The sequence below is a fragment of the Fructilactobacillus myrtifloralis genome, from assembly GCF_024029335.1.
GTDB classification, from domain to species: domain Bacteria; phylum Bacillota; class Bacilli; order Lactobacillales; family Lactobacillaceae; genus Fructilactobacillus; species Fructilactobacillus myrtifloralis.
Genome location: NZ_CP097116.1, coordinates 1,050,123 through 1,063,094 on the forward strand (window position 1 = coordinate 1,050,123; position 12,972 = coordinate 1,063,094).

At 46.9% G+C, this 12,972-nt stretch carries 11 protein-coding genes; 4 read left to right on the forward strand and 7 right to left on the reverse strand.

Annotation, left to right across the window (positions count from 1 at the left end; genetic code table 11):
- Positions 1–139 precede the first annotated feature (139 nt).
- The 3 genes from M3M35_RS05225 to guaB all read right to left on the reverse strand — a co-directional run bounded on the left by M3M35_RS05225 (position 140) and on the right by guaB (position 5,152).
- Positions 140–2,269 (reverse strand): cation:proton antiporter, encoded by a 2,130-nt coding sequence (locus M3M35_RS05225; RefSeq protein WP_252749614.1) that lies wholly within the window; start codon positions 2,267–2,269, stop codon positions 140–142.
- A 182-nt stretch (positions 2,270–2,451) separates the two neighbouring features.
- Positions 2,452–4,005, reverse strand: coding sequence for a glutamine-hydrolyzing GMP synthase (gene guaA / locus M3M35_RS05230; RefSeq protein WP_252749615.1), 1,554 nt, complete (start codon positions 4,003–4,005; stop codon positions 2,452–2,454).
- A gap of 10 nt (positions 4,006–4,015) precedes the next feature.
- Positions 4,016–5,152: an IMP dehydrogenase gene (guaB, locus tag M3M35_RS05235; RefSeq protein WP_252749616.1), complete on the reverse strand. Its 1,137-nt coding sequence runs from the start codon at positions 5,150–5,152 to the stop codon at positions 4,016–4,018.
- A gap of 223 nt (positions 5,153–5,375) precedes the next feature.
- On the opposite strand from guaB, the gene hisS reads away from it, so the two are divergent.
- Positions 5,376–6,563 carry a histidine--tRNA ligase gene (gene hisS, locus M3M35_RS05240; RefSeq protein WP_252749617.1) on the forward strand — a complete coding sequence of 396 codons (1,188 nt, stop codon included), beginning with the start codon at positions 5,376–5,378 and terminating at the stop codon, positions 6,561–6,563.
- Between the two features lie 90 nt (positions 6,564–6,653).
- On the opposite strand, the gene M3M35_RS07385 is transcribed toward hisS, so the two are convergent.
- Together M3M35_RS07385 and M3M35_RS05245 are read right to left on the reverse strand one after the other, a co-directional pair.
- Positions 6,654–6,839, reverse strand: a complete 186-nt coding sequence (locus M3M35_RS07385; RefSeq protein WP_420842394.1) for a hypothetical protein — start codon at positions 6,837–6,839, stop codon at positions 6,654–6,656.
- Positions 6,839–8,389, reverse strand: a complete 1,551-nt coding sequence (locus tag M3M35_RS05245; protein ID WP_252749618.1) for a ClC family H(+)/Cl(-) exchange transporter — start codon at positions 8,387–8,389, stop codon at positions 6,839–6,841. Before M3M35_RS05245 ends, M3M35_RS07385 begins: the two co-directional genes overlap by 1 nt.
- 223 nt (positions 8,390–8,612) lie before the next feature.
- Here M3M35_RS05245 and M3M35_RS05250 point away from each other — a divergent pair, with 223 nt between their 5' ends.
- Positions 8,613–9,572 (forward strand): alpha/beta hydrolase, encoded by a 960-nt coding sequence (locus M3M35_RS05250; RefSeq protein WP_252749619.1) that lies wholly within the window; start codon positions 8,613–8,615, stop codon positions 9,570–9,572.
- A gap of 127 nt (positions 9,573–9,699) precedes the next feature.
- Positions 9,700–10,578: a UTP--glucose-1-phosphate uridylyltransferase GalU gene (gene galU, locus M3M35_RS05255; protein ID WP_252749620.1), complete on the forward strand. Its 879-nt coding sequence runs from the start codon at positions 9,700–9,702 to the stop codon at positions 10,576–10,578.
- Between the two features lie 61 nt (positions 10,579–10,639).
- Here the strand turns inward: galU and M3M35_RS05260 are convergent, their stop codons facing one another.
- Complete coding sequence (locus M3M35_RS05260; protein WP_252750702.1) at positions 10,640–11,425, reverse strand: glucose 1-dehydrogenase; 786 nt, start codon at positions 11,423–11,425, stop codon at positions 10,640–10,642.
- Positions 11,426–11,607: 182 nt separating this feature from the next.
- Between M3M35_RS05260 and M3M35_RS05265 the strand changes: the two genes are divergently transcribed.
- A complete protein-coding gene (locus M3M35_RS05265; protein ID WP_252749621.1) occupies positions 11,608–11,991 on the forward strand; it encodes an iron-sulfur cluster biosynthesis family protein in 384 nt (127 codons plus the stop codon).
- A 77-nt stretch (positions 11,992–12,068) separates the two neighbouring features.
- Here the strand turns inward: M3M35_RS05265 and M3M35_RS05270 are convergent, their stop codons facing one another.
- A complete protein-coding gene (locus M3M35_RS05270; RefSeq protein WP_252749622.1) occupies positions 12,069–12,971 on the reverse strand; it encodes a glycosyltransferase family 2 protein in 903 nt (300 codons plus the stop codon).
- Between the last annotated feature and the right edge of the window lies 1 nt (position 12,972).

A 12,972-nucleotide genomic window follows, 5' to 3' on the forward strand; every position in this document is an offset into this window, starting at 1 on the left:
CACTAAGTAATTATAACCTATAAAATTTAAAATTGGAATAACAATCTAAGCAAGGGGATTAGTTTTTACAAATTAGGTTGGTTATGACTAAAATCATTGTCATGATACTGCTTTTTAGCCTTTTACAGTCAGGAACCAACTATTCACTTTCCTTTTTGTAATCATTTAATAGGATCGTTTCTTCATAGTTAACGTTTTGCCGGAGGTGTAAGCCCATGTTACGCGAAATGTGGCCGTTTTCAATCAACAGTTCAATGGCCTTCCGTTCCGCTTCGAGGGCTTGGGTTTTAAGTTCCAAGACCTGGCGATCGTACTTCTGTTCCTCTTGTTCCGTATCGCCAAACGATTTTGCTTCTTGAATTTGGTTTTGGTAGTACACCTGTAAGAAGTGGACGTTTTGAGCCGAAAAGTCCTTACGGTTGATATCATCCCGGTTCAAGAAGCGGTTTAGAGCGTTAATGGCTCCCTGCGAGCCAACTTTTTGAATCAAGCGCAGATCGGCCTTGGTTTTTTGACTTTCTCGTTGGTTCCACTGCCAGAATTTAACGAGCCGGAGGAAGCGGGCTAACAAACTCAGGTGGTGAATTTTAATTTTCGTTTGTTTAGCACCAGTGGCTTGGGAAAGGCGGAATTCCTCTTGATTCAGCCGTCGAGAGGCAATCCAGTAGGCGTCTGGGCCGATTAACTTTTGTTCGTACAGTTGTTCAATCGAATTCCGTTCTCCACGCAGGGCTACCCGACGGAGCGCAATCGTTTCGTTCAGGTTTTTGGTCATTTCGGGCCGGTTATGGAACCGACGTTGTTGCTTACGAATTGCCATTTCGTAGTCCATGATGATATCGAAAACAGCACGTTGGTTTGATTCGGTTTTGTTGGATTCCAAGTACGCAATCGCGGAGTTCATCATGTAGAGTTTGGCCACCCCGTAGCTAACGTATTCGTTGTTTTCCTTTTCGTTATCCTCTTCGTTGTCATCTTCTGGTTCATCATCTTTGATGCTCGAAGCCCGGGTTTCAAGCGTTCCATGTCCCGGCGCAATTAACGGGAGGGTCACGGAGGCCGCCACTAAACTAATCACGATTACGCCCGCGGCGATGAAGAGCATGAGCGCCCGGTCGGGGAAGGGCGCCCCGGTGTCAATCACAGCAGGAACGGAGAGCACCCCGGCCATGGTAATGGCACCCCGCACTCCAGATAGTCCGGCTAGTAGACCGGTTTTAAAATTCGGCTTTTTCTTTTCCTTCTTGGTCACGTAGTATGAGAAGGATTGGTACCCTAAGATCCAAATGACCCGAATGGCCAGAATCAGGAACCAAATGAGAAAGGCATACCCAATGGATTGTAAGGTTCCGTACTTGTTCCCCTTAATCACACTCTTCATGGCTAGGGGTAACTCGATTCCGAGAATCAGGAACACCACCCCGTTTAGACAGTACACAATGATGTCCCACGTCCGGTTAGTAAGCAGGGTAATTTCAGGAGTTTGACCCGCCACCCGTTTATTTTGGATGTGATCCAAGATTCCAGCTGTCACCACGGCGATTACTCCGGAGGCGTGGAGGAAGTCTTCAGCGACCACGTAGATTAAAAAGGGGGTCAGTAACTGCAGCACCACGCTAAAGATGGCGTCATGAAAATGAACACTATCAAGTTTATTGCGCACCCACAGAAGGATCTGCATGAGGAGCCACCCGATGAAGAGGCCCATCAGGGACATATAAATGAAGTCTCCCGCCGCCTTGTAGATCGAGAAGTAGCCGGTTACCACGGCGGCAACGGCGTATTTAAAGGCAATCAAACCACTTGCATCGTTGATCAAACTTTCACCACTGACAAGGTGTAGGATGCTTTTGGGCAAGTTAACTCGTTTTGAAATTGACTGAACCGCAACCGGATCGGTCGGTGATAAGATCGCAATTAAAGCGAAACAAACGGCGAGTGGCATCGATGGGATCAACCAATTAACCAGGAACCCACCAACAATGGTGGTGAAAAAAACCAACCAAATGGCATTTTCAAAGATTGGTCCCCGGAGTTCCCAGAGTTCCTTTTTGGGAAATTCACGTCCATCGTTATAGAGCAATGGGGCGATGAACAGTAAGAGGAACCAGGTGGTATCCAGATCGATTTTAAAGTTGAAACAGAGGGCCATTCCAACCCCTAGTGCGATTTGGATCAAACTAACTGGCACTAAGGTAATGTAATGACTGGCAACGTTGGAAATTAAAACTAGGCCGAGCAAAATAAGCACGGCTTCTAAAATGCCCATGGAAAGTCCTCCTATTTAAAAGTAATTAATAATTTAATTATACCGGAGAATGCTGAGTTTATAAAATATAATTGTGGGTAAGCGGGTTCGCCACGGATGGTTGGAAAATAAAAACCCTCATCCTAGCTTGGGATGAGGGTTTTGAGGTAATGGAGACTCAGAAAATGAGTCTGCTTTTTTGCTTATTCATATTCAATGGTTGCAGGGGGCTTGCCCGTGATGTCATAGAGGACGCGGTTAACTCCGGCAACGTCGTCTACGATTCGCTTAGAAACTTTTCCTAATACTTCCCAGGGAACTTCGGCAAATTCAGCAGTCATCCCGTCGACCGAGGTAACGGCTCGAATCGTAACGGCTTCTTCATAAGTCCGTTCGTCGCCCATGACCCCTACGCTCCGAATACCGGGGAGAGCGGTGAAGTATTGCCAAACCGTTTTATTCAATCCAGTTTTGGCAAATTCGTCCCGAAGAATGGCATCGGAATCGCGCACCATCCGCAGGCGTTCTGGAGTAACTTCTCCGATTACCCGAATGGCTAATCCCGGGCCAGGGAAAGGTTGACGCCAAACTAGTTCCTTTGGCATTCCCAGCTTTTCTCCGAGTTCCCGAACTTCATCCTTAAAGAGTTTGTTGAGGGGTTCAATTAGTTTGAACTGGAGGTCAGCTGGTAATCCGCCCACGTTGTGGTGTGATTTGATGGTTTGCGCTGTATCGGTTCCCGATTCAATCACGTCGGTGTAGAGGGTTCCTTGTGCTAAGAAGTCCACGTCTTTAAACTTACGGGCTTCATTGGAGAAGGTTTCAATGAATTCTTTACCAATGATTTTCCGTTTCTGTTCGGGATCGGTAACGCCCTTGAGCTTGGTGAGGAAATGTTCGCTAGCATCGACGAAGTCAATGTTGAGACCGAAGTCTTCACCCAGTGATTTGAGGACCTGACTGGCTTCGTCTTTTCGTAACAGACCGTGATCGACGAACACGGGGATTAACTGATCACCGATGGCTCGGTGTAACAGGACCGCCACTACGGATGAGTCAACTCCACCAGAAAGACCGAGGAGGACGCGCTTGTCACCCACGGTGTCCTTAATGTTTTGAATTTCATCTTCGATGAAGTCGTCCATTGACCAGTTGGCTTTTGCACCCGCGATGTCAAAGACAAAGTGGCGCAACATTTCGCGACCTTCCGTAGTGAGGTTCACTTCCGGATGGAATTGCACGGCATAAAAGCCCCGTTCGGGATCGGCCATGGCTGAAATGGGGCACGAAGCGCTGGTGGCGGTTGCTGAAAAACCATCGGGCACCTTGGTGACAAAATCACCGTGGCTCATTAGAACCCGTTGGGTGTTGTTCATGTCTTTGAAAAACTCGGAATCATGGTCGGTGACATCGATGTTGGCTTGCCCGTACTCGCTGTTGTCAGCAGTGACGGTTTCACCACCAGGAAGGTCGTGGGCCATGAGTTGCATTCCGTAACAAATCCCAAGAATAGGGAGCCCCAGGTTGAAAATTTCTGGATCTACGCCCAAAGCGTTGGGACCGTTGACACTGTTGGGTCCTCCTGAGAAGATGATCGCCTTTGGGTCCATTTTTTTGATGTCTGCAGCGGACATGGTGTGGGGTTTAAGTTCGGAATAAACCCCCATTTCCCGAATCCGGCGGGTAATTAATTGGTTATATTGACTTCCGAAGTCTAAAACAACGACGGAGTCATGTTTTTTAGTCGGGTTTGGCATCTCAGTCCTCCTATTTGTGATAATTAGGGGCATCCTTGGTAATTAGGACGTCGTGGGGATGTGATTCGCGAAGGCCGGCATTACTAATGCGCACGAATTGGGCCTCTTTCATGGCAGCGATGGTCGGAGCACCGACGTAACCCATTCCGGCTCGGAGTCCACCCATCATTTGGTAAAGGATGGTAGAAACGTCACCTTTATATGCCGTTTTCCCTTCAATTCCTTCAGGAACGAGCTTCTTTTCTGACTTTACTTCGCCTTGGAAGTACCGATCGGACGAGCCCTTTTCCATGGCTGGAATGGAGCCCATGCCCCGGTAAACTTTGAACTGTTTGCCATCGGCACTTTCTAGAATTTTACCGGGGGCTTCCGTTGTTCCGGCCAGCATGCTACCGAGCATGACGGCGTCACCACCAGCGACTAGGGCCTTAGCAATGTCACCGGAATATTGCATCCCGCCGTCCACGATGATTTGGCGACCGTATTCCTTGGCAACGGCGGCACATTCAAACGCGGCGGTGATTTGCGGCACGCCGACACCGGCGACCACCCGGGTTGTACAAATTGATCCGGGGCCAATGCCCACTTTAACGACATCGGTGCCGGCTTCAAAGAGTGCCCGCGCCCCCGCTGCCGTTGCGATGTTTCCAGCAATCAGGGTCTGGTCGGGGAATTGGTTCCGAATCTCTGAGATTTTAGTCAGAACGCCCTTCGAGTGTCCGTGGGCAGAGTCCAAGACGATGGCATCAGCACCCGCATCAAAGAGGGCTTGGGCTCTCGAAAAGGTTTCGTCGTTAATCCCAACGGCCGCAGCGACTAGGTAGCGACCTTGGTCATCTACCGCAGCTTGGTCACCAGTGACTTCCGCAGCTTTCACTTTTGCCACCTCAGCGGCTTGTTCCGCCGTGGTCATGTTTTTGTGGATTACGCCAAGCCCACCTTGCTTGGCCATTTCGATCCCCATGTCCGCTTCCGTTACCGTATCCATGGCGGCACTAAGAACCGGAATGTTTAGCAGAAGGTTTTTGCCTAATTTTGTTTTTAAGTCGACCTGGTAGGGCAAGACATCACTTGCTGCCGGTACCAAAAGCACGTCATCGTAAGTGAGTGCTTCGTGTTGGCCAAACTTGTTTTCCCAATTATTCATGGAATCCCCCTAAGTATTAAGTTGTCGTTATTAATATCTTAGAATAGCAGAAAGGACGCGGAAAATCAAAGAAAATCACGAACACTAATTTCTGTTTTACCAAAAAACGTACGTCCCCATTTTTGCTTGATTATCCAATGGGAATTGGGAATGAGATTATTAAAAACCGTGGAATAATGGTAGAATTTAACTAAACAGTTCAAAAAGAAAGTTGGTTGAAGGAATGGACGGAAAATTTAAAAGAGTCCGCGGAATGGAAGACATCCTGCCGGAGCAAACGGCAATTTGGCAACGGATCGAAGACACAGCTCGGAACGTTTTCGCCCGGTATAACTATGCCGAAATTCGCACGCCCTTAGTGGAAAAAACGGATGTTTTTAGTCGTACATCTGGAGATTCGTCTGATATCGTGACAAAACAAATGTATTCATTTGAAGACAAAGGGGGCCGGAGCATCACGTTACGCCCAGAAGGGACCGCGGGAATCGTGCGTTCCTTTGTGGAAAACAAGTTGTTTGGTCCAGAGCACCCCAAACCCGTCAAAACGTATTATATGGGACAAATGTTTCGATACGAACGCCCCGGAGCCACGCATAACCGGGAATTTCATCAGATTGGTTGCGAAACGATTGGGGCGGTTAGTCCCCAAATCGATGCTGAAGTCATTCGCCTCGCGATTGATATTTTTCAAGGATTAGACATCCAGGATCTCCGGGTGGAACTTAACACCCTTGGTGATGATGAAAGTCGGGCTGCCTACCGAGAGACCCTGGTGGAATACTTTCAACAGTACCGGGATGAACTCAGTTCGGACTCGCAACGGCGCCTGACGCAGAACCCACTGCGAATTTTAGACAGTAAGGATCGGCATGATCAAGCAATCGTGGCAGGAGCACCGAAACTAGAGGCGAGTCTGAACGAACGGTCCCAACGGTACTTTGCGGCCCTAAAGCAGGCCTTAGACGTGTTACACGTGGACTATACCGTTGATGATCGTTTGGTTCGGGGCTTAGACTACTACACCGATACTGTGTTTGAAATCCAAGCCAAGGCCCCAGCCTTTGGGGATGAATACACCACGATCTGTGCCGGCGGTCGGTATAACAACATGGTCCAGGAATTTGGTGGCCCCGAAATGGGGGGAGTCGGCTTCGCATTTGGAGAAGAACGGCTTGCAACGGTGGTCCAAGCCACTGCGAAGGAACATGCCGTTGACTACTTTATTTGTACCGACACGAAGGATCAGGATCCAGAAACCATCAACCGGATTTTCGATGACGCGTTAGCACAGGCCGCGCAGTTACGAGAAGCTGGGAACGTGGTCGAGGTTAACTTTCAGGTTCGTAGTATGAAGAGTCAAAAAAAGGAAGCGTTCAAATTGAACGCGGAACACATTGTGGTCGTTGATTAATTCAGTTTAGCTAGACCTTCAGTAACACGAAAACCCCCACCTAAATCCTTAGGTGGGGGTTTTTAGTTGGCGTCGTAACGATTGAACCGGTTACTTAGTAATGTTAATGGAATTAGTGGGTTTAATTAATTCACCAGAATTAGGATCGTAATAGTTGGTGGTGCCATCAGGGTTGGGAACGGTTTGGCCCTTTATTTGAATTCCATTTTGATCGAAGTACAAGTGGTGGCCGTTAATTACCTGTTCTCCGGTAACTGCGTTGCCAGTCCTTACAATTAAATTTTTTCTTGTTGGTTAGTAGTCATGTGACTTAATTCCTGATACAAATAGCCCCGGGTATCTTTGTGGACTAAGAAAATTAAATTATCACCCGGTTTAATTACCGTGGCCCCGTGGGGGAGGATGGTTAAGTTGCCTCGTTTAATCGTAATTAAAATGGTATTCGCTGGCCAGGTAATGTCTTTGACCTGGTGGTTAGCGACTTCACTGAAGTCAAAGACGGGAACCTGCAGTTGGTCGGTGTCCTCTAGGGAATCTAAGTAGCGTTTGACGCTGGTTAGTCGTTCAGCGAGAACCTGATAGATTGGTTGGGTGCCCAGTAAGTCACTCGTGAGGTAGGCAATCAAGACTACGATGGTGAGGGACATAAAGTTTCTGGTACTGCCGACTAATTCCGTGATTAAAATGATGGAGGTAAAGGGATCCTTACACACGGCCGTTAGACAGCCAGCCATTCCAAAGATCAAGAGGTTATTCATTAAGCCGGCCGACAGTAGTCCGAATTGATTCATGACGCTCCCGTAGATAACCCCAATTAACGCTCCCAGGGTCAGGATCGGCATGAAAAAGCCCCCAGGGAGTCCGGCTCCGTAAGAAACGAGCCCAAAGCCAAAGCGCAGGGCCAGCCAGGCTAACAGTAACATGATGGCGTAGTGGTTGTGGGCCACTAACATAATCGTTTGACTTCCGCCCCCGATGGTTTCTGGAAAGAACACTCCAATGGGGATGATCAAGAGGAGCGGGACCACGCAGTACAACCAGCTTGGGATAAATTTGAGCTTGGCGTACCAACTACCCGCGTTCAAGATGCCGAGGTTATACCAATGACCTAACAACCCTAGGAGCATGCCTAGGGGTAGCAATTGCCAGTACATATTCGGCTGAAAGAGCATGTGATAAGAAATTGGGAGGACGGGAGTTAAGCCAAATACCTTTTCAGAAACAAAGTTCGAGCATAAAGAGCCGGTTAAGCACGAGATCCAGATCGACGGTTGAAAATTTCGATAGATCCCTTCCAGCACAAAAAAGGTCCCAGCCAAGGGGGCACTGAACGTGGCCGATAGCCCTGCTGCCGCTCCTGTGGCGATTGAGAGCCGGCGGGCTCCACCCTGTTGCTGGAGTCCAGCGGCGATTCCTTGGCCGAGCGCTCCCCCTAATTGGATGGAAGGACCTTCCCGGCCCATGAAGACCCCGGTGGAGTTCGTGAGCACTCCTGCCACAAATTTTTTCCAGAGAATTTGGGGCCACGACATTTCTAAATTACCCGCCAGTTGGGCTTCAACCTGCGGAATCCCCGAGCCCCGGATGTTTGGTTCCGAGCGAACGAGAAGCCCGACGATGCAGGCGATGATCAGGGCCGCTGGAATGACGATCAAGAGGACGGTCCACTGCTGGTGAAGACTTTGATAGAGGGAACTACTAAGGCGCATTCCGTGATCAATTAAAATTCGGAAAGCGGAGATGATTCCCCCAGTAATGATCCCGATGATGGCACTGATTCCAACTAACTTTAGATTTGTAAATGAGAGTTGGGATGATTTTTTCATGATTTTAACCCCTTCATTTTCAACTGGTATTCATTGTATCATTTTTAGTTGGGATTCAGAGATGTGGTAAAATGGGACTTAGTCAATTAAACGTGCCGTGGTTCACAGCCCCAGTTAATCGCTAGCTTGTAGAAGCTACTTAGAGCAGAGCCAGCGGACGGCAACATCACTAAAGTGGGCGTACGGAAGGAGTGCGCTTTTTCGATTAGAAAGATAGGTAGACATGACAGCAACTAAGCAACCAAAACCAAAACAAAAACGGATCTGGCCCAGGGTCCTAATCAGTGTCCTGGTTATTTTGGTCATCATTGGGGGCGTGATGATTTATTTCCTCTTTAACTTTGCCTTCCAACGGGGTGGATTTGCCTCGCGCCAGGAACAAAACATTAATACCGAATTTTATGACCGGACGCCTTCCCAAACGTGGACGCAGAAAACCAAGGATGGCCTAACGCTCAAGGCTCACTACTTCACGGCGGACCAGCCGACGAACAAGACCATCGTGGTGGTGCACGGCTATGGAGGCTCAGCCCGGAAGATGAGCTCCTACATTCGGATGTTTCATAACGATGGCTACAACGTGCTAGCTCCCGATAACCGAACCTTTGGCCAAAGTCAGGGGCACTACATTGGGTACGGGTGGCTAGATCGAAGTGACCTGGCCCACTGGATGAAGCAGCTAAACCAGTATAATCCGCATGCTGAAATCGGGATGTTTGGGGTCAGCATGGGCGCCGCCGAGGTGCTGTACACCTTGCCCCTGGCTCCGCATAACGTTAAGTTTGCGATTGCCGATTGTGGTTATACGAGCATCAGTGCCGAGTTAGCCTTCCAGCTAAAGACCATGTTCAAACTGCCGTCATTTCCGATTCTGCAAATTGCCAGTGTGTACTCCAAGCTCTTTGCTAAATATAACTTCCAAAGAGCCGATACCAAGCAGACGTTACGGCAGAATCAAATTCCACTCTTCATTATTCATGGGGACCGGGATACGTTTGTACCCACTAAGTTTGCCTACCAGAACTTTCGCAATAACGGTGGGAAAAACAAGGAACTTTGGATTGTGAAGGGGGCCGGTCATGCCCAATCCCGCTCGCTGGAACCCGAACAATACCAACAAAGAACCCAGGCCTTTGCAGAACGGTGGTTTAACCCGCAACCCGCAAAGCAGTTGGGGAAGTAGCGCTTCGAGCCAATATTTACAAAAGAGCCGAGAATTGGTATGCTAAAAGAAAGTTTTTGAGGTTCAAAAAGCATCGTGGCGTGGTTTAGCGCCAACGGTCGCTAAAAAATAAAAGGTGGATTAGAAAATGAAAAAAGTTACCAAAGCGGTGATTCCCGCCGCGGGATTAGGAACCCGGTTTCTCCCAGAAACCAAGGCCGTACCGAAGGAAATGTTACCAGTCATTGATACTCCAACGATTCAATACATTGTAGAAGAAGCCAAGGCCTCGGGGATTACGGACGTTGTCATTGTAACTGGGAGTGGCAAGAATGAAATCGAAGACCACTTCTCACCGAACTTCATGTTAGAAGATAACCTGGAGCGTAAGGGGAAACTCGAGATGCTAAAAGCAGTTCGGGCGACTGACGACGTCAAGGTTTATTTTGTCCGGCAGGGCTATCCCAAGGGCTTAGGTGATGCCGTATTAACGGCGAAGAGCTTTATTGGAGACGAACCGTTTGTAGTAATGCTTGGTGATGACCTGATGACTGATCAAGTTCCATTAACGAAGCAACTCATTAATAGTTACGAAAAGACGGGGGCTTCAACGTTAGCCGTGATGCGGGTTCCACATGAAGATACTTCAAAATATGGGGTGATTGATCCCGTAGAGAAGCTCGATGACGAAACGTATCAAGTCCGGCAATTCGTGGAAAAGCCCAATCCTGACGACGCGCCTAGTGATTTGGCCATTATTGGCCGTTACTTATTTACCCCGGAAATCCTCGATGTGTTGGAAACAACGAAGCCGGGGAAGGGGAATGAGGTCCAGTTAACGGATGCGATTGATACCCTGAACAAGTCGCAAAAGGTCTATGCACACGAATTTAAGGGAGAACGTTTCGATACTGGGAACAAGCTCAGTTGGTTAGAAACGAACATCCGCTTTGGGTTGAAACGGCCCGAACTAAGCGCTGATTTGAAGGATTATATCATCAAATTAGCACAAGAATTAGATCAATAACCTAACAAAAAAGCCAATTGTGAAATTCACAATTGGCTTTTTTAGTTGGTAAATAAGAACTTTAACCCTTACCGTCTTTGAAAGCAGGGTAGAGAGTCATTCCACCATCAATGTAGAGCGAAACCCCAGTGATGTAACTAGCTTGGTCAGAAGCTAAGAAAGCAGCCCCAGCAGCTACTTCAGCTGGCGTTCCAACGCGATTCATCGGAACCATGGAAACCGTTGAAGCGTATTGTTCTGGATCAGCAAATTTTTTGGCGTTGATTGGGGTATCAATCGCACCGGGACAAATTTGGTTAATCCGAATGTTTTGGTTAGCGTATTCCATTGCGGTCGTTTCAGTGAAGAGTTTAACCCCACCTTTACTTGCAGCATAGCTTGCGAAGTTAGGCCAAGGAATCTGTTGGTGCACGGAAGAAGTGTTAATCACAACTCCCTTTTTCTTGTTAGCTAACCAGTAGTCAAGAGCGGCTTTGGTTCCTAAGAAAGTCCCCGTTAAGTTCACGCCCAAGACGGCATTCCAGTCATTAAGTTCGATTTGATCAGTAGGACAACTTTTTTCCATTCCGGCGTTGTTGAAGAAGACGTCCATGCCACCAAAGGTATCAACGGCTTTTTTAACCAACGCATCAGCAGCGGCTTCGTTACTGATATCGTGTTGGAGAATGGTTGCTTTACCACCAGCAGCTTCTACTTTAGCAGCGGTGTCATTAGCAGCGGCTTCATTTTTGTGGTAGTTGATCACCACGTTCATGTGTTCTTGGCCGAGTCGTTCGGCAATTGCTGCTCCAATTCCAGAGTCTCCCCCTGTAATTACGGCAGTTTTGCCTTCAAGATCTTTGTACATAACCATACTAGTTCTCCTTTTCTGTTTGAGATAGCTTAATTTTAACACATTTAATTTTGGAATGGAGAGGGGAACTGTTAGAATTTAAATTGTTGAAAATTAAATTTTGTGAGCTAAATATTAGGGTTCAGAAATAGAAGCTGTTAGAATAAGTTAGTAAGCTATTTAAAGGAGGAATTATTATGAACTTAACGATTACGGATGCAGCAATGGACTACATCAAAAAACGGTTACCAAACGCAAAGTATTACCTATTAGCAACTGACGATGGTTCCAACCAATACTCTAAGGGTGGTGGATCATGTACAGTTGGTGATACCTTCCAAGTAGTAGGGGTATCAGAACTAGAAGATCCTTACAAGATTAAAATGGACAACAACCAAGATGCTCCATTCTACACGAGTGAAAATGATATGTCCTTCTTTGATAAGGGAATGAAGATCGACTTTAACCACAACTGGTTACAATTAAAGAGTGACAGTGAGTTGTTAGATGGTCAAATGACCACGAACGACGCTACTAAGGGCGTTGATGACACCAAGATGGACGGTGTGATTGGCTGCTAATTGAACGCATAGTTTAATAAAAAAGACGATTTCCACTAATAATGTGGAAGTCGTCTTTTTTGGTTTTTAGAGAGTGATTACTTACTTGGTTTATTAGGAAGATCTGCCTTGGGATTATATGTAATTCCACTAATAATCCCTTTGAAAGTGGTCATAAACCGTTTAAAGCGATAGTTCTTAGCTTTAAACGGGATTTCAATTAAATCACAGACATCATGAAGGAAGAGTTTAAAGGTTTTTAACTTACCATCGTATTTTTTGGAAATAAAGAAGACGTTGCGGTAAAGATAAAAATAGCGATTAATTCGGGCCGGGGTATCGTTGAAGATGTTAACGGTGGAAACATTTGCGACAGTTTTGTGCACCACGACACTTTTGATGACGTAGTAAGAAGACTGGTAGCGACTGAGACGCCTAGTATACTCTGTATCATCACCCCAGATAAACATTGAACCAATGGGGAAGCCCACTGCTTCAATTGCAGTTCTACTAACTAGGATAGAAACAAAGGTTGCCTGTTTAACCCCAATTAAGCCGTTGGCTATCTGCTCATTCCAATCATTGACTGGAACTGGGACGTTGCAAGAATCACTATTGGTCCAGCGCACGTCACTACATAAGAAGCCAAATTGTTGGTGGATGGCTGAACTAGCTTTAACAAATTCTTCTAAAGCTGTTTCAGTCGGGATGGTATCATCATCCAGGATCCAGAAATAATTATCATTAGTTTGATTAAAAGCTTCCTTAAGACCAATTTCAAAGCCACCAGCACCACCAAGGTTTTGGGTGGAAGTATAAACAATAATTTGGCTACTTTTAATGCTCTCTAAGTATTGTTTGGTTGGTTGATCACTATCATTATCAACAATGACAATATGCGATAATTGATAGGTTTGCGCTTGTAGATGTTGGATACATTCTTGGAGTAATTCTAATCGGTTGTGGGTGACGATAACACAAGATACGTTATAAGTATTCATT

Bases quoted from the DNA above. Each gene is read 5' to 3' on its own strand.
- M3M35_RS05225 (WP_252749614.1), bottom strand. From the start codon at position 2,269: ATGGGCATTTTAGAAGCCGTGCTTATTTTGCTCGGCCTAGTTTTAATT.
- guaA (WP_252749615.1), bottom strand. From the start codon at position 4,005: ATGCCAAACCCGACTAAAAAACATGACTCCGTCGTTGTTTTAGACTTC.
- guaB (WP_252749616.1), bottom strand. From the start codon at position 5,152: ATGAATAATTGGGAAAACAAGTTTGGCCAACACGAAGCACTCACTTAC.
- hisS (WP_252749617.1), top strand. From the start codon at position 5,376: ATGGACGGAAAATTTAAAAGAGTCCGCGGAATGGAAGACATCCTGCCG.
- M3M35_RS05245 (WP_252749618.1), bottom strand. From the start codon at position 8,389: ATGAAAAAATCATCCCAACTCTCATTTACAAATCTAAAGTTAGTTGGA.
- M3M35_RS05250 (WP_252749619.1), top strand. From the start codon at position 8,613: ATGACAGCAACTAAGCAACCAAAACCAAAACAAAAACGGATCTGGCCC.
- galU (WP_252749620.1), top strand. From the start codon at position 9,700: ATGAAAAAAGTTACCAAAGCGGTGATTCCCGCCGCGGGATTAGGAACC.
- M3M35_RS05260 (WP_252750702.1), bottom strand. From the start codon at position 11,425: ATGTACAAAGATCTTGAAGGCAAAACTGCCGTAATTACAGGGGGAGAC.
- M3M35_RS05265 (WP_252749621.1), top strand. From the start codon at position 11,608: ATGAACTTAACGATTACGGATGCAGCAATGGACTACATCAAAAAACGG.
- M3M35_RS05270 (WP_252749622.1), bottom strand. From the start codon at position 12,971: ATGAATACTTATAACGTATCTTGTGTTATCGTCACCCACAACCGATTA.